At 40.9% G+C, this 20,074-nt stretch carries 17 protein-coding genes and 1 pseudogene; 13 read left to right on the forward strand and 5 right to left on the reverse strand.

Annotated features, from left to right (window positions below; all coding sequences use genetic code 11):
* Positions 1 to 53: 53 nt before the first annotated feature.
* A pseudogene (locus tag AC5JMK_RS25445) lies at positions 54 to 1,082 on the forward strand (RNA-guided endonuclease InsQ/TnpB family protein); the annotation flags it as partial.
* Positions 1,083 to 1,117: 35 nt separating this feature from the next.
* Positions 1,118 to 2,029, forward strand: a complete 912-nt coding sequence (locus tag AC5JMK_RS25450; RefSeq protein WP_096678047.1) for a DUF1338 domain-containing protein — start codon at positions 1,118 to 1,120, stop codon at positions 2,027 to 2,029.
* Between the two features lie 62 nt (positions 2,030 to 2,091).
* Here the strand turns inward: AC5JMK_RS25450 and AC5JMK_RS25455 are convergent, their stop codons facing one another.
* From AC5JMK_RS25455 to murG, 3 genes are read right to left on the reverse strand one after another with little or no spacing between them, the layout of a single operon-like run.
* Entirely contained in the window at positions 2,092 to 2,352 is a 261-nt protein-coding gene (locus AC5JMK_RS25455) for a DUF6737 family protein (RefSeq protein WP_096678049.1), read from the reverse strand.
* Between the two features lie 40 nt (positions 2,353 to 2,392).
* Positions 2,393 to 2,851, reverse strand: a complete 459-nt coding sequence (locus AC5JMK_RS25460) for a hypothetical protein (protein ID WP_096678051.1) — start codon at positions 2,849 to 2,851, stop codon at positions 2,393 to 2,395.
* Positions 2,852 to 2,911: 60 nt separating this feature from the next.
* Positions 2,912 to 3,985, reverse strand: a complete 1,074-nt coding sequence (murG, locus tag AC5JMK_RS25465; protein ID WP_495911275.1) for an undecaprenyldiphospho-muramoylpentapeptide beta-N-acetylglucosaminyltransferase — start codon at positions 3,983 to 3,985, stop codon at positions 2,912 to 2,914.
* A 139-nt stretch (positions 3,986 to 4,124) separates the two neighbouring features.
* Here murG and AC5JMK_RS25470 point away from each other — a divergent pair, with 139 nt between their 5' ends.
* From AC5JMK_RS25470 to AC5JMK_RS25480, 3 genes are all read left to right on the forward strand, one after another.
* Positions 4,125 to 4,937, forward strand: a complete 813-nt coding sequence (locus AC5JMK_RS25470; RefSeq protein WP_096678055.1) for a DUF8623 domain-containing protein — start codon at positions 4,125 to 4,127, stop codon at positions 4,935 to 4,937.
* Positions 4,938 to 5,145: 208 nt separating this feature from the next.
* Positions 5,146 to 5,928 carry an SDR family oxidoreductase gene (locus tag AC5JMK_RS25475; RefSeq protein WP_096678057.1) on the forward strand — a complete coding sequence of 261 codons (783 nt, stop codon included), beginning with the start codon at positions 5,146 to 5,148 and terminating at the stop codon, positions 5,926 to 5,928.
* A 182-nt stretch (positions 5,929 to 6,110) separates the two neighbouring features.
* Complete coding sequence (locus tag AC5JMK_RS25480) at positions 6,111 to 8,042, forward strand: APC family permease (RefSeq protein WP_096678059.1); 1,932 nt, start codon at positions 6,111 to 6,113, stop codon at positions 8,040 to 8,042.
* 73 nt (positions 8,043 to 8,115) lie between these two features.
* On the opposite strand, the gene egtD is transcribed toward AC5JMK_RS25480, so the two are convergent.
* Together egtD and AC5JMK_RS25490 are read right to left on the reverse strand one after the other, a co-directional pair.
* The gene (gene egtD, locus AC5JMK_RS25485; protein WP_096678061.1) at positions 8,116 to 9,150 is read right to left on the reverse strand and encodes an L-histidine N(alpha)-methyltransferase; all 1,035 of its coding nucleotides are present in this window, start codon (positions 9,148 to 9,150) and stop codon (positions 8,116 to 8,118) included.
* Positions 9,151 to 9,410: 260 nt separating this feature from the next.
* A complete protein-coding gene (locus tag AC5JMK_RS25490) occupies positions 9,411 to 11,915 on the reverse strand; it encodes an endonuclease MutS2 (protein WP_495911276.1) in 2,505 nt (834 codons plus the stop codon).
* Between the two features lie 562 nt (positions 11,916 to 12,477).
* Here AC5JMK_RS25490 and AC5JMK_RS25495 point away from each other — a divergent pair.
* From AC5JMK_RS25495 to AC5JMK_RS25530, 8 genes are all read left to right on the forward strand, one after another.
* On the forward strand, positions 12,478 to 13,641 hold the full coding sequence (locus AC5JMK_RS25495) for a GuaB3 family IMP dehydrogenase-related protein (protein ID WP_096678065.1): 1,164 nt from the start codon (positions 12,478 to 12,480) through the stop codon (positions 13,639 to 13,641).
* Positions 13,642 to 14,091: 450 nt separating this feature from the next.
* Entirely contained in the window at positions 14,092 to 14,439 is a 348-nt protein-coding gene (trxA, locus tag AC5JMK_RS25500) for a thioredoxin (protein ID WP_255351215.1), read from the forward strand.
* Positions 14,440 to 14,930: 491 nt separating this feature from the next.
* On the forward strand, positions 14,931 to 15,038 hold the full coding sequence (petM, locus tag AC5JMK_RS25505; protein ID WP_096678067.1) for a cytochrome b6-f complex subunit PetM: 108 nt from the start codon (positions 14,931 to 14,933) through the stop codon (positions 15,036 to 15,038).
* Positions 15,039 to 15,188: 150 nt separating this feature from the next.
* Positions 15,189 to 16,172 carry an SDR family oxidoreductase gene (locus tag AC5JMK_RS25510; RefSeq protein WP_096678069.1) on the forward strand — a complete coding sequence of 328 codons (984 nt, stop codon included), beginning with the start codon at positions 15,189 to 15,191 and terminating at the stop codon, positions 16,170 to 16,172.
* Between the two features lie 323 nt (positions 16,173 to 16,495).
* Complete coding sequence (locus AC5JMK_RS25515; protein ID WP_096678071.1) at positions 16,496 to 17,413, forward strand: NAD(+) kinase; 918 nt, start codon at positions 16,496 to 16,498, stop codon at positions 17,411 to 17,413.
* Between the two features lie 293 nt (positions 17,414 to 17,706).
* Positions 17,707 to 18,393 (forward strand): response regulator transcription factor NblR, encoded by a 687-nt coding sequence (nblR, locus tag AC5JMK_RS25520; protein WP_016859549.1) that lies wholly within the window; start codon positions 17,707 to 17,709, stop codon positions 18,391 to 18,393.
* Positions 18,394 to 18,510: 117 nt separating this feature from the next.
* A complete protein-coding gene (locus tag AC5JMK_RS25525; RefSeq protein WP_096678073.1) occupies positions 18,511 to 19,062 on the forward strand; it encodes a DUF192 domain-containing protein in 552 nt (183 codons plus the stop codon).
* A 511-nt stretch (positions 19,063 to 19,573) separates the two neighbouring features.
* Positions 19,574 to 19,768, forward strand: coding sequence for a DUF2949 domain-containing protein (locus AC5JMK_RS25530; RefSeq protein WP_096678075.1), 195 nt, complete (start codon positions 19,574 to 19,576; stop codon positions 19,766 to 19,768).
* Positions 19,769 to 20,074: the final 306 nt, after the last annotated feature.

Consider the following 20,074-nt stretch of genomic DNA (forward strand, 5'->3'; position numbering starts at 1 on the left):
AACTTCTATTGACGTTCTTTTACCACAAAATATACTATTTTGGAGATGTTTAATGGTTAGGGGATTGTTATTCTCAGGTTTTGCAATCTGTAAGTCTCAATCTTAGTCGTGCGTATCAAAACTTTTTTGAAGGTAGAGCAAAATATCCAAGATTCAAATCAAAGCACCATCGTCAATCAATCCAGTATCCCCAAAAAGTAAAACAAGTTGATGAAACTTTGAAATTTCCCGGTAAATTGGGAATCGTCAAAGCTAAAATCCATCGACCACTTGACGGGGTAATCAAAACAGTAACTGTTAGTAAATGTCCATCTGGCAAATACTACGCATCAGTTCTGATGGAATATGAGGGGGATTATCCAGCAACAAGTAATCAGGGTAAAGTTGTTGGGATTGATTTAGGAATCAAGGATTTTGCAATTACCTATGATGGCGATAAAGTCTCCAAGTATCCCAACCCAAGACACCTATCTAAATATGAAAAGAAACTAGCCGTAAAACAACGTATTGCTGCACGAAAAAACAAAGGCAGTAATCGTCGTAGAAAAGCAACAAAGATTGTAGCTAGGGTATACGAACAGGTTAGCAATGTCCGTCAAGACTACCTACACAAACTGTCTAGAAAGATAGTTGATAACAATCAAGTAGTTGTAGTCGAAAACTTAAACGTCAAGGGCATGGTACGTAACCACAAACTAGCTGCATCTATATCTGATACTGGATGGGGAGCCTTCGTCAACTTCTTGAGCTGCAAATTAGAGCGTAGTGGCGGGAAGTTGATAGAAATAAATCGATGGTTTCCTAGTTCCAAGCTTTGCTCTGATTGCCATTATCAAATCAACGAGTTACCGCTAGATATCAGGACTTGGACTTGTCCAAGTTGCGGGACACATCACGACAGAGATGGTAATGCTGCTATGAATATTAGAGCAGAAGGTATCAGAATGCTGTCCTCCTCTGGGACGGGGGAGGCTAACGCCAATGGAGAGGATGTAAGACCAATTCGCGGACGCAAATCCAAGATGAGGCAGTCTTCTGTGAGATTGGAAGCCCACACTGACCTGACGGTACAGTGTGGGTAGTTCACTATCAACATAAGCCGTTCACTCAAATTAATATGAACCCCAAAATTGCCTGTCAACTATGGGAACTTCTTTGGCGAGATTATAGCAGCAGGGTAAGGTATGCCCACACTTATGCACAAATGATTATTAAAGCGGGTGGTACTGTTGCTAATGATCACATTGCTTTTCGGTCTTTACGTATGGTTGTAGATAGTCCACAGGGTAAAGTCAACTTAGGGATTGAGTATTTGGGGAAATTCGCCGAAGCTTTAGGTTATGAGGCCGCTGGAGAGTATATATTTACTGAAACTCATCTCTATGCCCGGCATTATCGTCATCCTCAAGAAGCAGAATTCAATTTACCCAAGTTGTTTATTAGTGAGTTGATTGTGGATAACTTACCACCGGAAACTATTCAACTCATTCAACAAACGGTAAGTGGTGTCAATTTACTAAGTTATTCAGCAATTATTAATAGCTTTAACTATGATACCGAACGTCTTGCCAAGGAACTCCTGAAAATTTTTACCTGCCCTTGGCAACCTCCTCGACGTTCTATAGTCGAAGAAGTTAATAAAGTTAGTCAATACGGTGCTTGGGTATTACTACATGGTTATGCAGTCAACCACTTTACAGGCTATGTTAACCGCCAAAATACCCCAGAGTATCCAGATATTGATGCTACAGCTCGTGGTTTAGCAAAGTTAGGCGTACCAATGAAATCAGAAATTGAAGGAGATGTTAGCTGTGGCTTAAGACAAACAGCAACGCAAGCAGTAACAGAGATAGTAACAGTATTAGATGAGTTGACTGACACAGAAATTCAGATTCCTTGGACTTACGCTTACTACGAAATTGCCCAACGCTATATGGTGGAAGAAGAGTCAGGAAAGAGAGTTTTGTTTGATGCTTTCTTAGGAAGAAATGCTCAACAGTTGTTTGAAATGACTCGAATACAGAATTAGTTTGTTAGTTGTTGATTATTGCTTGTTGTTTGGAAAAACCACTAACTAACAACCATCAACAATTAACGACTTTTATCTGTATTTTCATCTGTTGATAATTGATACGACTCCAAAATACCACTGCGAATCATTAATGAGGGCCAAATTAATAAGAAAAAACCCATCCATGTGAGTACAGGAATCGCAATCAGAACTGTTAGCCAGACAATTTTCAATATTATCCAACTACCACTAATCAAGGTTACGCCTGTAAGCAGTATAGACCAAGGCTGACACCACCAAGGCTTGAATTTCCAAGGACTAATAGGTTTTGATTGAGACATTTACTTCAGTTATCAGTTATCATGGTTCCGTGTTCCTGATTTAATTTTGTTTCCATGCTTCTAAAGATACGTATTCATTCTTGATAATATCTAGAACTTGGATATCACCACTCGGATTCAAGACGCGAAACCAATAAATTGTATCCATGTAATCTATATGATTTTCATATATTTGCACTGTGTAGTAAGGTGCTTCTGGAGTTGGAGAACTATCAACCTTCGCTGCAACACGTATTTTTCCATTGGAGAGTTTTTCAATTTCTCTGGCTTTACGTTGTACTTGTGGTAGTTTCCAAACTAAGTTGAGGGCTGTTTTTTCATCAAGTGCTTGGGTAGCCTGAGTAATCTTGACAGTTTTAGAGGATTTTTGCTCAATCTGAACATGTTTAGTCTGAAAATATTTACTGTGACTTTGAGCAATAGTTGAGTGACACGTTAACCCAATGAGTAAAGAAGCGGTGAAAGGATAACATAGCGATCGCTTGATGAAGCTACCCATAAGCACAATTGTTTGCTCTTGTTAAAATTCGGTTTTAATTCGTAACATAAATATTTTCCTCTATTTTTCCACCATTTCTCGGACTAAATGCGCCAATTTCTCTGCACTATCAGCAGGTGCAATAGTTTTAGCTTTTTCCCCCATCACTTTTAACTGTTGTGGTGACTGTAAGAGGTGCAAAACTTCTGTTTGCAATTTCTCAAGTGTCAATTCTGTTTGCTGAAACATCAATGCTGCACCGATTGAGTTAAATACTTTGGCGTTGTAGGTTTGATGATCTTCAGCTGCAAACGGATAAGGAATTAAAATTGCAGGCGTACCACACACTGCTAATTCTGTTAGACTACCTGCACCAGAACGACTGATGGCTAAATTTGCGCGTTGCAGTAAGGCTGCCATGTTGTTATAAAAAGGCAAAGATATATACTGCGGATGTTTTAAACTTTCCGCTTCAGGATCTTTATCGCCTGTCAAATGTACAATCCAAGCACCAACATCAAACCAAGCTGTTGCACACTCACGCACTAACTTGTTAATGGCGACTGCACCTTGACTACCACCAAAGACAACGATGACAGGTACATTTTCAGGAATACATAAATCTAGTGATGCGGCGATCCCTAGTTTTAAAAATTCCGAGCGTACTGGAGTACTAGTGTAAATCGTCTTGGCACGGGGTAAATACTTGGCAGCAACTTCAAATCCTAATGCGACAGCATTACACCAAGGCCCGAAAAATCGCGTGACTTTTCCTGGTAAAGCATTTGATTCATGGAGTATTACGGGCATATTTAGCGATCGCGCCGCAATTACTGCTGGTCCAGCAATATATCCTCCTGTGGTGAATACTCCCTGAAATTGACCATTTTGTAAAATTTTCCTAACTTTAAGAATGGAACTGATCAGTTTACTTACAGTCAGTAGCGATGAGATGCCAAAACCTTTTTGAAATCCTTCAACAGAAATAGTATTCAATCTATACTGTTGGGGGACAAGCTGAGTTTCTAGACGATTGGGTACACCCAACCATTCGATTTGATAATCTGGCAATTCTTGCGCTAATGCGATCGCTGGAAATAAGTGTCCGCCAGTTCCACTTGCTGCTATCAATAATTTTATTGGTGCGTCTGCCATCTACCCACTACCATGTCAACGCTTAGTTTCACTAAGATAAAACAATTTTCCTACCTTGTTGTAAACTGTTTCGGAATTTAATCTACAACAGCTTTAAGGCAAGAATCTCTTTTGTAGTCAAACTACCAATTTAATCCCAATGCGTAGACTGATTATCCTACTCTTTAAACGCCAATCACGCTTCCCATCCAGCCGTTGGATACTTTTGCTACTACTTACTATTGGTTTTACGACTGGTTGGAAATGCGCTCAAGCTAGCACGTCACCGAACGCACCCCCTGAACTCAATAACCTATTGACGCAAATTGATACAGCAGCAAACCAGCGTAATGTCAAAGGAGTAATGCAGTTCTACAGTCCCAACTTCAGGCATGGGGATGGATTAAACTATCAAAGCATGGAACAAGCTTTGAATACATTGTGGAAACAATACCCCCAACTCAAATACAGTACGCAGTTGCAATCTTGGAAACCTCAAGGTAATGTGATCGTCGCTGATACGGTGACGAAAATAACTGGCTTACCTTCCCCAAACAATAATAATATGGCTTTATCAGCCACAATTACATCACGTCAGCAAATTTCTGGGGGAAAAGTCATTCGCCAAGATATTTTGTCAGAACGTACTCAAGTTACTGCTGGTAGTCAACCACCACAAATTGATTTTAAATTGCCACAACAGGTTAAAGTTGGTCAGCAATACAGTTTTGATGCGATCGTCCAAGAACCTCTAGGCGAAGATTACATTTTGGGAACAGCTTTGGAAGAACCAATCAAAGCAAACAAATATCTCAGTCCTACACCTGTAGACTTAGAGTTACTTTCATCTGGTGGTATTTTCAAAGTTGGTAAAGCACCCATGACTCCTGGTAGTCAATGGGTTTCGGCGGTGATCATGCGCGGAGATGGTATGACAATGATCACTCAACGAATGCAAGTAGTGAAAAAATAATTAGTCATTAGTCTTTTGGGAGCATCCCAATTTTTAAATATACCGCGCTTGGGTTTAAACCCTTAGCTAGTAGCAAAAGTCGTCTAAAGACGACTTAAATAAATCAAACAGAACAGTCTGCTTCAACAGATTTTAGCTATCAGACTGCAATTTAAATCGCAGGTGAGTTTTTTGAACATTTGAGATTCCCTTGACCCTTGACCAAAAAATGCTTTCTCTACAAAATCGAATTGTTTTAATTACTGGTGCGAGTAGCGGTATTGGTGCTGCTTGTGCCAAAGTGTTTGCTAGTGCTGGCGCAAAATTGATTTTAGCGGCGCGACGTCAAGAACGTTTGCAGGAATTAGCAGATAGTCTTGTAGAAACTTATCATGGCAAGTCTGGTCAGATACATTTATTACAGTTAGATGTACGCGATCGCTCTGCTGTTGAATCTGCTATATCTAGTCTTCCTAGCGCTTGGTCAGAAATTGATATTCTGATCAATAATGCAGGTTTAAGTCGCGGTTTAGACAAACTCTATAAGGGTAAATTTGAGGATTGGGAAGAAATGATTGATACCAATATCAAAGGTTTACTCTACCTCAGTCGCTATGTTGTACCTGGAATGGTGAGTCGCGATCGCGGTCATGTAATAAATATTGGTTCGATCGCTGCTTATCAAACTTATCCCGGTGGTAACGTTTATTGTGGTACAAAAGCAGCAGTCAGAGCAATTTCTGAAGGCTTAAAACAAGATTTATTGGGAACTTTGGTAAAAATCACTTCTGTTGACCCCGGTATGGTAGAAACAGAATTTAGCGAAGTGCGGTTTCACGGGGACACAGAACGCGCTGACAAGGTTTACCAAGGACTCACCCCCCTGACTGGTGAAGATGTTGCTGATGTGGTCTTTTTTTGCGCCACCCGACCAGCCCATGTCAATATTAATCAAGTAATCCTGATGCCTGTTGATCAAGCTAGCACCACACTCGTAAATCGTCGCAGTTAAAATAAGCTCTTGCGCCGAGTTTGTGTGATTATTTTAATTTACCGCAGTGGTGAACTGGGGGCAGATATATTTTGCTTTAATGTTTAAGTATGATGGCAGTAAAAAGCTATAGCAAGCACGACCCCAGAATTTATTGTAGGTAATCAAAGTAAGATAAAAGCAATGCAACAGGAGTATTGTTGATGGCTGGACCTATTGTCCCACCAAAACAACATCGCAAACGACTCGTTAGCTGGTTACTCAAAGAAGATCGTAACGACAAAGGTGAGGATTCTCAACATCCTTGGTGGCAGGTGATGTGCCTGACGGGGGTCGATTATTTTTCCACACTTGGTTATCAGCCTGGTATTGCTGCCTTAGCCGCAGGGGTTTTATCTCCTCTGGCTACCTTAATTCTAATTTTGCTGACACTGTTTGGTGCATTACCTATATATCGCCGAGTTGCTGCGACTAGTCCTCATGGAGAGGGATCGATCGCTATGCTGGAAAATCTCCTTCCTTGGTGGCAAGGCAAGCTATTTGTTTTATGTTTGCTTGGCTTTGCAGGAACTGATTTTATCATCACGATCACTCTTTCCGCAGCCGATGCCACAGCCCACATTATTGAAAATCCTCTCATCCCAGAGTTTTTACACGGACAATCAATCAGTATTACGCTTATTCTAATTGCGTTGCTTGGTGGCGTATTTTTGAGAGGCTTTAAAGAAGCGATCGGTCTTGCTGTGTTTTTAGTCGCTGCATATTTGTTGCTGAACTTAATTACGATTGGTGTTGGTGCATACCAGGTTTTACAACAGCCAATCGTGATTTCTAATTGGCAAACTCACTTGTTTACCAGTTATTCAAATCCTTTCATGATGATTGGTGCAGCCGCCCTGCTATTTCCGAAGTTAGCATTAGGATTATCTGGGTTTGAGACTGGTGTGGCGGTGATGCCGTTGGTGAAAGGAAATGAGCATGAAACCGAAGCAAACCCCAGAGGACGCATTCGTAACACCTACAATCTGCTGACAACTGCGGCGGTAATTATGAGCTTCTTCTTATTTACCAGCAGTTTGGTGACTATTCTACTCATTCCTAGTGCAGAATTTCAAACAGGGGGCAAAGCAAGTGGACGCGCCCTCGCATACCTAGCTCATCGTTATTTGGGGGATGGCTTTGGAACTATTTATGATTTAAGTACAATTTCTATCTTATGGTTTGCTGGTGCATCTGCAATGGCAGGGCTATTGAATATTGTCCCTCGCTACCTACCACGCTATGGTATGGCACCAGATTGGACACGGATGATTCGACCTCTGGTGTTGGTATATACAGCGATCGCTTTTGTAGTAACGATTCTCTTTAAAGCAGATGTAGAAGCTCAAGGTGGAGCCTACGCAACAGGGGTATTGGTATTAATGACTTCTGCTGCTTTGGCTGTAACTCTAGCTGCTCGGCGTCGGCGATCAACACGAGGAATATTGTCCTTTGGTTTGATTACACTATTGTTTGTTTATACCACCATTGTTAACATCATTGAAAGACCAGAAGGTATCCAAATTGCTGCCTTTTTTATAGGTGTAATTATTATTACCTCTCTAGTTTCACGAGTCTGGCGTTCCACCGAACTGCGAGTAGAGCAAATAAAAATGGACGAAACAGCTCGTCGCTTTATTCTTGAAGAAGAAGAGCATCAGGGTACAATCCGATTAATTGCCAATCGCTTGAATGAAGGGGATGAACGAGAATACTTCTTAAAAGAGAAGGAAGTGCGTGAAGACAACCATATTCCTCAGACAGATTCTGTTTTGTTTATGGAAATTCAAGTATCCGACGCCTCAGTTTTTTCCGAAATCATTCAGGTAACAGGAGTACAAGTTGGAAACTATCGCATTTTACGAGCTAGGGGTGCTGCTGTACCAAATACAATTGCAGCTATCCTCTTGTATATCCGAGATCAAACCGGGAAACTACCACACGCCTATTTCGGTTGGATAGAAGGTAATCCCATTCAATATTTGTTACGTTTCATCCTTTTTGGTGAAGGGGATATAGCTATAGTTACTCGTGAAGTTCTTCGTAAAGCCGAGAAAAATCCCGAACACCGTCCCGTTATTCATGTGGGGGGATAGTTATCAGTTATCAGTTAACAGTTATCAAATTAAACTGTTAACTGATAACTGATTCATGTCCGATCCCTTATCCCTAATCTTGTAACTGACAGAGTAATAAACCAAACAACTGGTTTTCGTCAGTCCATACTTTCTGCGGTACTAAACCTTTGGCTTTTAGTTCTTGTTGGATGCGGTTGAGATCGAATTTGCGAGAAATTTCGGTATGGATGGTTTCACCTGCTTCAAAATCAATATTGAATTTGAGAGTGCGTAATTCAACAGTTTGCGATCGCTTACTTTTGAGATGCATCTCAATTTGATGTTCAAGTTCGTTATAAAATGCCCAGTGTTCAAATTGCCTAGTATCAAAGTTACCCTGAAAACGCCAGTTGAGATGCTCTAACATATTCAAGTTAAACGCTGCTGTTACTCCTTGATTGTCGTTATAAGCAGCTTCCAAAATATGTTTTGGTTTTTGTAAGTCTACCCCCAATAAAAAATACTCTCCTACTTGCAGAGCAGCCTTGACTTGTGATAAAAACACATCATACTCTCGTGGATTCAAATTACCCAAAGTGCTACCAATAAAACAAATCATCCGATTGGGTAATTCTTTAGGCTCAATTTCAGAAAGAGCTAATTCGTAGGTTCCTGCCAATGCATAAACTTGTAGTGAGGGATAATCTGCTAGTAGCGACAGCGCACTACTTTCGAGCATACCTGCGCTGACATCAATTGGTAGATAATGCAGAGGTAATCCTTGTTTGTAGTAAGCATCTAGTAATATCCTAGTCTTTGTAGAACTGCCACTACCTAGTTCAACTATTTCACAAGCACCTGTGATTTCCGCAATTTCACTAGCACAAATTTGCAAAATTTTTGTCTCTGTACGTGTGAGGTAATACTCTGGTAACTCACAGATCTGCTCAAATAATTCCGAACCACGATCATCATAGAAATATCGCGGTGGCAGAGTTTTTGGTCTTTGAGTTAATCCCTTAATGACATCATTTCCAGCATTAGTAGAAATAACCAAACTTGGTTCTAGTAAACGCTGTATTTGTAAGCGTTCTTCAATGTTATTTTGAGAACTAGGATTACTACTGGCAGATTTGAATACTGTCATTGTTCCTCCATTGCTTGGTTTGATCGGACGCTTTTAGTTGCGAACCCAAAACCTTTGTTAGTGAAACATGAAGAGATACCTAATGACATCAAGCCTTAGCTAGATTGACTGAGTTTAGTTCGCGTGTTGGCTACTGTGCGTTCGCTCAATTTTGCTCCGATAATTTAATTAAGCCTTTGTTCAAAAATAAACATTAGAGACGCAATGAATTGTGTCTCTAATAAATTTATGTACTAAATTATACAAACCTGTTAAGCATTTTAGCTTACATACGCAACAGTTACACCAGTACCACCATCTGATTGTTCTGCTGGTTCGTAACGACTAACTCTGGGGTGTTGCTGCAAAAAGACGTGAACACCTTGGCGCAGTTTACCAGTACCGTGTCCATGAATAATCCAGATTGGTCCTGTTGCTTCAGAAATTGCTTTGTCTAAAATAGGTTCCGCATCTGCAACCCTACGTCCGCGTATATCTACCGTATTTTTGGATGTACGAATTGCTGGGGTTGGTTGGATTGGAGTAACTGGTGTTGCTACTGGGGCTGGTTTTGCTTTCGTTAATGGTTCAGCTTTTTTACCATCCAGAGATTCCACATCTTCAAGTTTGACTGTCATTTTCATAATTCCAAAGCGGACGGTTAACTCACCATCGTCATTGGGTGGAGTCAAGACTTCTGCTGTTTGCCCTAATTTGGGAATACGGATGCGATCGCCTTCTTTGGGAATATATCTTTGTTTCGGTTTTGGTGGTGGTTGGGGTATAAATTTTTCGGCTATTTGATGCAAAGTCTTTGTGGCTTGCTGGGCGTCTTGGGCAGTGGGTGTACCTTGCTGCAAGCGGCGAATTACTTGAGCAATTTCACTTTTAGCTTGAGCGATCGCCTGCTGGACTGCAACTTCTTGAGAAGCACGCAAACTTTGTTCTCTTTCCTGTAAATTTGCGGCTTTTGCGGAGACCTCTTTGTATAAACGTTCAGCTTGCTGCAACAAATCTTGTGCTTGTGCTGCTTTGGTTTCTTGACGGCGACGTTGTGCTTCTAATCCGGCAATTACCTGGTTAACTTCGTCTGTTGAACCTCCTAGATTAGTTTTTGCCTGTTCGACAACTTCTGCTTTTAGCCCCAAGCGTTGGGCAATTGCCAAAGCATTAGAACGCCCAGGAATTCCCCATAATAGACGATAAGTAGGCGAAAGGGTGGCTTCATCAAACTCTACTGAGGCATTTTCAAAGCGTTCATCTTGGTATTTCAAGGCTTTAAGTTCGCCAAAGTGAGTAGTTGCCATAGTTAATTGTGCATGATCTGCCAGATAGCGTAATAAGGCGATCGCTAAGGCACTACCTTCTACTGGATCTGTACCTGCACCAACTTCATCGAGGAGGATTAGGGATTGGGGATGAGGAATCCCAATCTCCGTTTTCCGATCTCCGTTTTCCGTTTTCCGTTCCCCAATCTCTGATCCCCGTACTCTGTGAGAAGCCGCTTGCGCGTCTACGCGTAGCGTCTCCTCTGGAGAATCCCCAATCCCCAATTCTCCCAAAATCCTACTAATGCGGCGAATATGCCCAGAAAAAGTAGATAAATTCTGTTGTAGAGATTGTTCGTCGCCAATATCTGCTAATATCTGGTCAAACCAAGGTAATTCTACTGGTTCACGGGCAGGAACAAATAAACCAACTTTTGCCATCAAGGCTGCTAAACCCAAAGTTTTTAAAGTAACTGTTTTACCACCTGTATTTGGTCCGGTAATTGTTACTACTTTAATTTCTGGCTGAATCAGTAAATCTACAGGAACTACTGTTGATCCTTGTTCGTGTTGTTGTTGCCATATCAACAATGGATGACGTAATTGTCGTAAGGTGATGTACTCATTTTCTTGCCGATTGATAAAACGGGGTGGGTTAGCTTGTAGCCATAAACTATAGCGTGCCTTGGCAGTTGCTAAATCTAATGTAGTGGCGATCGCAAGTAATTTTTCCAAATCAGGTTTTACTTCTGCCACTTGTTGTGTTAAAGCACGACGAATAGCTTCTTCTTCCGCCTGTTCTCTTCTAACTAACTGTCGCAGTTGATTACCCAAGGGAACAATGGAATTTGGCTCTATATATAGCGTTGCTCCGCTAGCAGAGGTATCGTGAACTATGCCAGGAATCGCATCTTTTTGAGGCGCCTTTACAGGAATCACATAGCGATCGCTCCGTTGAGTAATTAGCTGTTCCTGAACTGCGTTAGACTTTACTTGTATAATATTTTGTAGTTTTTGAGTAATCTGGTTACGTAACTTACGTAATTCTATACGGATGTCAGCAAGTTTTTGACTAGCGCGATCGCTTACTTGTCCACGTTCGTCAATACAACGATGAATTTCCTGTTCTAGTTCTGGATAAGTTCTTAAATCAGCAACCAATTCGATGAGAATGGGCAAATCTGGCTGATTATCGATCACACGACGTAGATTTCTACTTCCCGCAAGTGTGGTAGCAATAGCCAGCAGTTCATCACCTGCTAGAACTCCTTGTAATTCTGCCCTTTCGAGAGAATCACCAATATCTTGAATTCCTTCAAATGAAAGTCCTGTAGTGAGGCGACTTTCGAGTTGATAGACTTCTTTAGTTTGGGTCAACAAATACTCACTTTCAACTTGAGAGTCAGGTGGCGTCAAATCACGCGCTGCGATCGCCCCAAGTTTCGTAGCCGCAAAAGTGGATAGATGCTGGCAGAGGCGATGCCATTCGAGTAGTTCTAGAGTTTCAGATTGAATCAAGGCTTTATATATTTAGTGTCTTGAAAATGGGTGTGGGGGTGTAAGGGTGTAGGGGTGTAGGAGGAGTCATATTTTCATCCCCTGGTTGTGTGATTTATCATCTGATTGTCTAATTTCTATATTTGATTAATATCTGATTTGAATAATGTGAAATTTATCGTAGCAATATCAATCCCTTCATGGGTCACTCTCAATGGGTGAAATTTCCGTATTGGTCAAAAGTCAATAAATACAGGTGTAGGAAGATTTTGTAGCTATGGGGTAAAATTTCCTGGGTATTTCAAAGATATGAATGTAAGAAAAATTTTTGTTTTTTCTTACACTCTCACACCCTTACATCCTTACAATCTTACACCCTCATATCCTTACACCCTTACACGCTCATTAACTAACACCAACCTTAAGTAAAAAAAGATGCAGAAACTGATTTATTCAGCCTTGTTGTTTATTTGGATTCTTGTTGGCACTTTTTGTAACATTGGATAGTTTCTTAAAAAAAATCGCTGCAAATCTTCTCACAATTTGATACCCTAGCTTAAACAGATTTGGGAACATTAATAGCGTGGAAACTCAAATTGGGCGGGGGAAAACAGCTCGTAGGGCTTACGGCATAGATGAAATAGCTTTAGTACCTGGCAACAGGACGCTAGATCCGAGTTTAGCAGACACCAAATGGCGTATTGGTAATATTGAGCGAGAAATCCCAATTATTGCCAGCGCCATGGATAGTGTGGTAGACGTTCGCATGGCCGTACTTCTGTCAAATTTAGGAGCATTGGGTGTGTTGAATTTAGAAGGAATTCAAACCCGTTATGCTGATCCAGAACCGATTTTAGACAAAATAGCTTCGGTAGGCAAAGAAGAATTTGTTTCCTTGATGCAACAACTTTATGCTGAATCCATTAAACCAGAATTAATTGAACAAAGAATTAAAGAAATTAAACAACAAGGCGGTATTGCAGCAGTTAGTGCGACTCCCGCAGGAGCTAGTAAATATGGTGCAGTAGTAGCAAAAGCAGGGGCAGATTTATTTTTTGTGCAAGCAACAGTTGTTTCCACATCACATCTGTCCCCAGAATCTATAGTACCTCTTGACTTGGCTCAATTTTGTCGAGAAATGCCCATACCTGTGATTTTGGGTAATTGTGTGACTTATGAAGTAACACTGGACTTAATGAAAGCAGGGGCCGCTGCGGTTCTTGTCGGTATTGGTCCTGGTGCTGCTTGTACTTCCCGTGGTGTGTTGGGAGTGGGTATACCACAAGCAACCGCGATCGCAGACTGTGCAGCCGCTCGTGAAGAATATTATCAACAAACAGGTAAATATATTCCAGTAATTGCCGATGGTGGTTTAATCACTGGGGGTGACATCTGTAAGTGCATTGCTTGTGGCGCGGATGGAGTCATGATTGGTTCTCCTTTTGCAAGGGCTGCTGAAGCACCAGGAGGTGGTTATCACTGGGGTATGGCAACTCCCAGCCCTGTTTTACCTCGTGGAACACGGATTCGTGTAGCGACAACTGGTACTTTAGAACAAATTCTTGTTGGTCCAGCTCAGCTAGATGATGGTACTCATAATCTTTTGGGAGCCTTAAAAACTAGTATGGGAACATTAGGAGCCAAAAATCTCAAAGAAATGCAGCAAGTCGAAGTTGTGATTGCTCCTTCTTTATTAACTGAAGGTAAAGTATATCAAAAAGCTCAACAATTAGGTATGGGCAAATAAGACAAGTTAAGTAGTTAGTTGTTAGTTGGGGATGTGCTTGGAGTTTGGTGAGTAACTATAAAAAATAACTACTTACCACTAACTGCTAACAAACAACCAACTGACTATAAAAAAATTTTTCCAGACTCTTAAACATTTCCTGGAAAAATCACATATGTCGCCTACAATAGAAATAGCGGAGACGCATGTTTCCGTTCACTCCTCACACCACACTCCGCCCGGACTACTGTTCGGGCGGTTCCTTTTGTTTATGAAAAAAGCAAAAACCATATACTTTTTATCAAAACCAGAGATCCGATTACAGAGAAACGGGTAAGAGAAAATAAAAATCCTTTAATCTTTCCCTAATTCTTAGAAAAATAACTTTTGCAAAAGATATCATATACAAATCTATCTGTGTCAACTCCAAGCAGTGCTTTTTGCTATGGTAGAATTTCAGCACGATCAAAAATATATAGACAAAGGTTTGTAGCCATGTCAGCAGCCGCACAAGTTACCGACTCCACTTTTAAGCAGGAAGTATTAGACAGCGAAGTTCCTGTTTTGGTTGACTTTTGGGCACCCTGGTGCGGTCCTTGCCGGATGGTAGCCCCAGTAGTAGAAGAAATAGCAGCTCAATATGAAGGTCAACTCAAGGTAGTTAAGGTCAATACCGATGAGAATCCTAATGTTGCTAGTCAGTACGGTATCCGCAGCATTCCCACATTGATGATTTTTAAGGGTGGACAAAAAGTTGATATGGTAGTAGGCGCTGTACCAAAAACTACACTAGCTAATACTTTGGAAAAATATCTTTAAAGTTTTTGTTCCTGCAAATACGTTTGGAGTGAAAAACACTCCAAAAATATCTTAAAATATTTGCCAGTGAAAATAAAGGAATACTGACCTTGGTTTCCTAAGTCTAATATTTTTCCAACTATGTAGTTTGTACTGTGTTTGACTACTAAACACACAATAGCAATAAAGCCTACCCTAAAAAAGTCATCTGTGATTCATTTTTCACCCTTTGTTTGTCCCTTCCTCAGTGAAAAAAGCTAGTGCAAAAAGTAAAAACCAAAGCTGTAAAGCATTTATAGCAATGTTTTAGCTTATTTTTACTGTTGTAGCTCTTTTTGGCACGCTGCACTAGATTCTGTTGTTGCAAAGCAATTTTTGGTTGGCAAGGAAGTAGTAGCGCCTTAGTTTTTATAAACTAGAGGTGCTTTTTTATTTCAATGAAAGGGTTTTCCAGATAATTTTGGTAGACTTAACCTAATTCAACAATTCGTAAAAAAGGAGAATCACAACAAATGGGCGGCGAAATGTTCAATGCAGCTTTACTATCCTTCAGTTTAATTTTTGTCGGCTGGGCTTTAGGTGCGTTGTTGCTAAAAGTCCAGGGTGCAGAAGAAGAATAATTCTTTTCGGTGAAATCCTTACCAGACCGAGAGGCTTTGCTGTAGTCTCTCGCTCCTGTCATAATGTTAAAAAAAATGTAAACTTTTGTTTGCTCATCTAATTCTGTTAAGATTTTATTCATAAAAGTTTAAGTTTTGTAAAAAACCCTCATGACATTATTAATTGTCGGTGCCACTGGCACCTTGGGAAGACAAGTGGCTCGTCGTGCCATCGATGAGGGGTATAAAGTACGTTGTCTTGTCCGGAGTGCTAAGAAAGCCGCATTTCTCAAAGAGTGGGGTGCGGAACTTGTACCGGGAGACCTGTGCTACCCCCAGACATTAAAAGCTGCACTAGAAGGTGTTACCGCCGTAATTGATGCGGCTACATCCCGTCCGACCGATTCATCGAGTATTAAACAAGTGGACTGGGAGGGCAAGGTATCCTTAATTCAAGCGTGTTTAGCAGCAGGTATAGAGCGTTTTATATTCTTTTCCATACTGGATGCCGACAAATACGCAGAAGTCCCACTCATGGAAATTAAGCGGTGTACAGAAATTTATTTGGCAGAATCGGGCTTAAATTATACCACCTTGCAACTAGCCGGCTTTATGCAGGGCTTGATTGGTCAATATGGAATTCCCATTTTAGAAAATCAGCCAGTTTGGGTAACAGGTGAATCTTCGCCCATAGCCTACATGGATACTCAAGATATAGCTAAATTTGCTATTCGGGCATTAAGTGTATCAGAAACCGAAAAGCGAACTTTCCCAGTTGTGGGTACTCGTGCTTGGAGTGCAGAAGAAATAATTAGCTTGTGCGAACGCCTATCAGGCAGAGAAGCTAGAGTAACACGAATGCCAATTAATTTACTGCGTACTGTCCGCAAAATTCTCCGTTTTTTCCAATGGGGATGGAATGTAGCAGACAGGCTGGCATTTACAGAAGTACTAGCCAGTGGTAGACCTCTCAATGCTTCGATGGATGAAGCATACCAAGTTTTTGGCTTTGATTCCAAAGACACCACAACCCTCGAAAGCTACTTGCAAGAGTACTTCAATCGTATTATGAAGAAGCTTAAAGAGCTAGATTACGAAAAAAATAAAAAGAAAAAAGACAAAAAGACTCCTTTTAAAAAAGTTAATAGTCAATAGTTAAAAGTCAACACTCAAGAGTCATTCGATTTTAGATTTTGGATTACTCTTCCTTGAAGCCGCTTATCTTCGGTAGGCGCGTAGCAACTTCACAGAAGTAGCCACTCCGCATCTACGCGTCTGTGGATTTTGGATTAGCTCCACAGATAAATCTGCTTGCTCTGTAACATCTTAATAAGTATCAGTCAAAAGCTATTAACAAAGAACCAATGACCAATAACCAATGACTAATGACCAATGACCAATGACTAATGACTAAATTGACCAAAGTATGTCACGATTAACATAATAAAGAGCAGCGCCTAAAGATTGGATATTTGAGTGTGCCGAAAGTAGGCATTATCTACAACGACGTTAAACCGATAGCGGGTCGCGTCGCTATTGAACTTAAAGAAAAGTTCACCACCCACGGTTGGGATGTCTGCATCACAACTGGCATCGGTGGCATGTTGGGCTACTCTACCCCAGAAAGTCCTATATGTCACACACCTATTGAGGGTTTGACACCTCCTGGTTTCGACCCGGAAACAAAATTTGCTGTCGTGCTAGGGGGAGATGGCACAGTCTTGGCAGCATCCCGTTTAGTTGCTTCTTGTGGTATCCCCATGCTCACTGTAAATACAGGTCACATGGGATTTTTGACGGAAACTTACCTCAATCAACTGCCTCAAGCAGTAGATCAATTAATCGCGGATCAGTATGAAATTGAAGAGCGAGCAATGCTCACCGTCAGAGTATTTCGAGGAGATTCAATTCTGTGGGAAGCCCTCTGCTTGAACGAAATGGTGCTACATCGAGAACCATTAACCTCGATGTGCCATTTTGAAATTGCAGTAGGTCGTCACGCACCAGTTGATATTGCTGCCGATGGCGTCATTATTTCTACGCCAACAGGTTCTACAGCTTATTCATTGAGTGCTGGTGGCCCGGTTGTAATTCCAGGTGTACCAGCATTACAGCTAGTGCCTATTTGTCCCCATTCTTTGGCATCAAGGGCATTGGTATTTCCTGATACAGAACCAGTCAACATTTACCCAGTCAATACTCCTCGATTGGTAATGGTAGTTGATGGCAATGGTGGGTGTTATGTTTTGCCAGACGATCGCGTGAATGTAGAGCGATCGCAATACTGTGCTAGATTTGTTCGCCTGCAATCGCCAGAATTCTTCCGAGTTCTCAGGGAAAAACTAGGTTGGGGTCTGCCACATATTGCCAAACCGACCTCAGTAGAGTTGCCTTAGATTGGGGATTGGAGATCGGGGACAAGGGGGACAAGGGGGACAAGGGAGACTAGGGAGAAAATAAACACCAATTACCCATGACCTAAATCTTAAATAAGAGATTAAATTTTCTGCGTATAGAGTTTTTTATTACTAAAGCTATACTTTGACGTGCTACAACATTTTAGATAGCGTGTCAACTCAGGATAATATCTATCTGTAAACTTGTAAATTACGCTTATATCCTGATCTACAAGCGTTCATTAGAACATTTGTATAAATCTAAAATCTCAAATCCAAAATCCAACATCCATATGACGCTTGCTCACAACCCCTGTGTTTTGGTGATTGAAAGCGACGAGAGTTTGGCTCATCAGATCGCTTTTGATTTAAAAGAATCTGGCTATGATTCTGTTGTGGCTCATGATGGGGTGAACGGTTTGCAACAAAGCCGTGATCGCCAACCAGCTCTAGTTGTGATCGACCGGATGCTAGCAGGAGAGTCTGGGCTGTCTTTGTGTAAAAATCTGAGAACTACCGGAGTGCGATCGCCTGTGCTAGTCTTAATGGCACGGGATACAGTTGATGATCGCATAGCTTGTCTAGAAGCAGGAGCTGATGATTATTTTCTTAAGCCTTACCGTTCGGAAGATTTTTTAAACTTAATTCGCCTTTACTTAAAACCTGATGTAGACACCACAGAACAGTTACGTTTTGCCGATTTGGTTCTAGATCTCGCCACCCGCCGTGCTATTTATAACGGACGGGCGATCGACTTGACAATGAAAGAATTTGAATTACTAAAATATCTGATGGAACATCCCCGCGAAGTCCTAACCCGCGAACAGATTTTGGAAAATGTTTGGGGTTATGACTTCATGGGTGAATCAAATGTGATAGAAGTATATATTCGTTACCTACGTTTAAAAATAGAAGACGAAGGGCAAAAGCGCCTAATTCAAACAGTGCGCGGTGTCGGTTATGTGTTGAGAGAATCTTAGTTCAGTTATCAGTTATCAGTTAGCAAATTCTATAACTTACTGTTAATTGTTGACTTAATTCTTAAACAATGACCAATGACCAATGACCAATGACCAATGACCAATGACCAATGACCAATGACTAAAACTATCCTTTCTATCCTATTAGGTGTACTGTTAATAGGCTGTTCATCTCCTACACCAGCAAAATCTTCCACTGATACACCTAGTTCTCAAATTCAACCAGTGAAAACTGAGCAATTATCACTTGATACAAGTAAGGGTCAGCAGCTACCTATTTCTGCTCAGGCTGTTGTTCCTAATGGCACCAAAATAGATTTGGAAGTAGCACAAACACCAGAACAACAAGCAATGGGATTAATGTATCGACCCGCTTTAGGTGCAAATCGAGGAATGTTGTTTCGATTTTCTACGCCGATCACAGCCAGTTTTTGGATGAAAAATGTACCTGTACCTCTAGATATGGTTTTTCTCCGAAAAGGAGTTGTGCAGGCGATCGCTGCTGCTGTTCCACCTTGTACTGCTGATCCTTGCCCTACCTATGGCCCCAAAACCCAAGTAGATCAAGTCATTGAACTGCGTTCTGGACGAACTAACGAACTAGGATTAAAAAAAGGAGATATTGTTAAAATTGATTACTTGGAATCAGGTAAATTACGGAGACAATAATTAGAATTACGATGCTAAAACGCATATATAACAAGATATGAGAAAATTTTGATAAAAAAACGATTAAGTTCCTGGTAAAAAAGTTAATAGTAAAGCTAATATCTAATACAGTATCAAACAGATAGGCCCCGCCGTCTTTAAGTTGGGGCCTATGTTTTGGCTTTTTGTAACTAAAATCTATCTTTTGGCGTACGTGTAAAGATTCGCCGATGAGCGATTATTTAGCTAAGGAATCCTTCTCACTACAGGTGTATTTAGCTAAACAACTGAGGTAAAAAGGATAAACCTAATTTAGCTAGGTTAGCTACTCGATATTTAAAAGTAAAAGTAGCGCTACAATTGATAACTTCAACAGTGCTTTTCTTCAAGAACACAAGAGACACAAGCATCATTTACGGGTTGATTGTGTTGGCTCAGTGACTGATATAAGCCTTGTTCTCAGCCCTGTTAACTGCTGCATAACAGTAGTCTGAAGAAAAAGCATAAACAACATAAGGGGGTGAACTACAAAATGCTACCATCTAACTACACACAACTAATTCGTTTTTTACAAGAGGACTTGGCAATTTCTGCGGCTTCTATCAACGTTGCACTTCGCCACAGCAAACAAGATCCTGGACCTTTGCCGATGATACTTTTGCAATATGGGTTGATAACTCTCGAACAGTTGGAACAAATCTATGACTGGATGGAAAGTGCGGCATAGATTAGGGATAGCTCATTGAAGGGAACAAAAAATGTGTAATCAAGTGTGCTTCCTACGAAGACTCGCAAGAAGGAAAGTTAGCTTAAGTCATTTATACTGTTTCACTTATAACAAGTTACAAGAGCGGGTTAATAATTCAGCCCGCTCTTTAAATTTGTTAACAATTAGTCATTATTCATCAGTCTTACTCTACAAGAAGCCGCTTGCGCGTCTATGTCATTGTGATGAATTTGTAGGTAGTTCACTTTTCACCACTGACTTATCCTTATAGAAAGAGGTCAAGGCGATCGCACCTCCGCTAAAACC

The organism is Pelatocladus sp., from assembly GCF_059505505.1.

Coding starts and splice junctions, on each gene's coding strand:
- AC5JMK_RS25450 (WP_096678047.1), top strand. CDS start 1,118: ATGAACCCCAAAATTGCCTGTCAACTATGGGAACTTCTTTGGCGAGAT.
- AC5JMK_RS25455 (WP_096678049.1), bottom strand. CDS start 2,352: ATGTCTCAATCAAAACCTATTAGTCCTTGGAAATTCAAGCCTTGGTGG.
- AC5JMK_RS25460 (WP_096678051.1), bottom strand. CDS start 2,851: ATGGGTAGCTTCATCAAGCGATCGCTATGTTATCCTTTCACCGCTTCT.
- murG (WP_495911275.1), bottom strand. CDS start 3,985: ATGGCAGACGCACCAATAAAATTATTGATAGCAGCAAGTGGAACTGGC.
- AC5JMK_RS25470 (WP_096678055.1), top strand. CDS start 4,125: ATGCGTAGACTGATTATCCTACTCTTTAAACGCCAATCACGCTTCCCA.
- AC5JMK_RS25475 (WP_096678057.1), top strand. CDS start 5,146: ATGCTTTCTCTACAAAATCGAATTGTTTTAATTACTGGTGCGAGTAGC.
- AC5JMK_RS25480 (WP_096678059.1), top strand. CDS start 6,111: ATGGCTGGACCTATTGTCCCACCAAAACAACATCGCAAACGACTCGTT.
- egtD (WP_096678061.1), bottom strand. CDS start 9,150: ATGACAGTATTCAAATCTGCCAGTAGTAATCCTAGTTCTCAAAATAAC.
- petM (WP_096678067.1), top strand. CDS start 14,931: ATGGGCGGCGAAATGTTCAATGCAGCTTTACTATCCTTCAGTTTAATT.
- AC5JMK_RS25510 (WP_096678069.1), top strand. CDS start 15,189: ATGACATTATTAATTGTCGGTGCCACTGGCACCTTGGGAAGACAAGTG.
- nblR (WP_016859549.1), top strand. CDS start 17,707: ATGACGCTTGCTCACAACCCCTGTGTTTTGGTGATTGAAAGCGACGAG.
- AC5JMK_RS25525 (WP_096678073.1), top strand. CDS start 18,511: ATGACTAAAACTATCCTTTCTATCCTATTAGGTGTACTGTTAATAGGC.
- AC5JMK_RS25530 (WP_096678075.1), top strand. CDS start 19,574: ATGCTACCATCTAACTACACACAACTAATTCGTTTTTTACAAGAGGAC.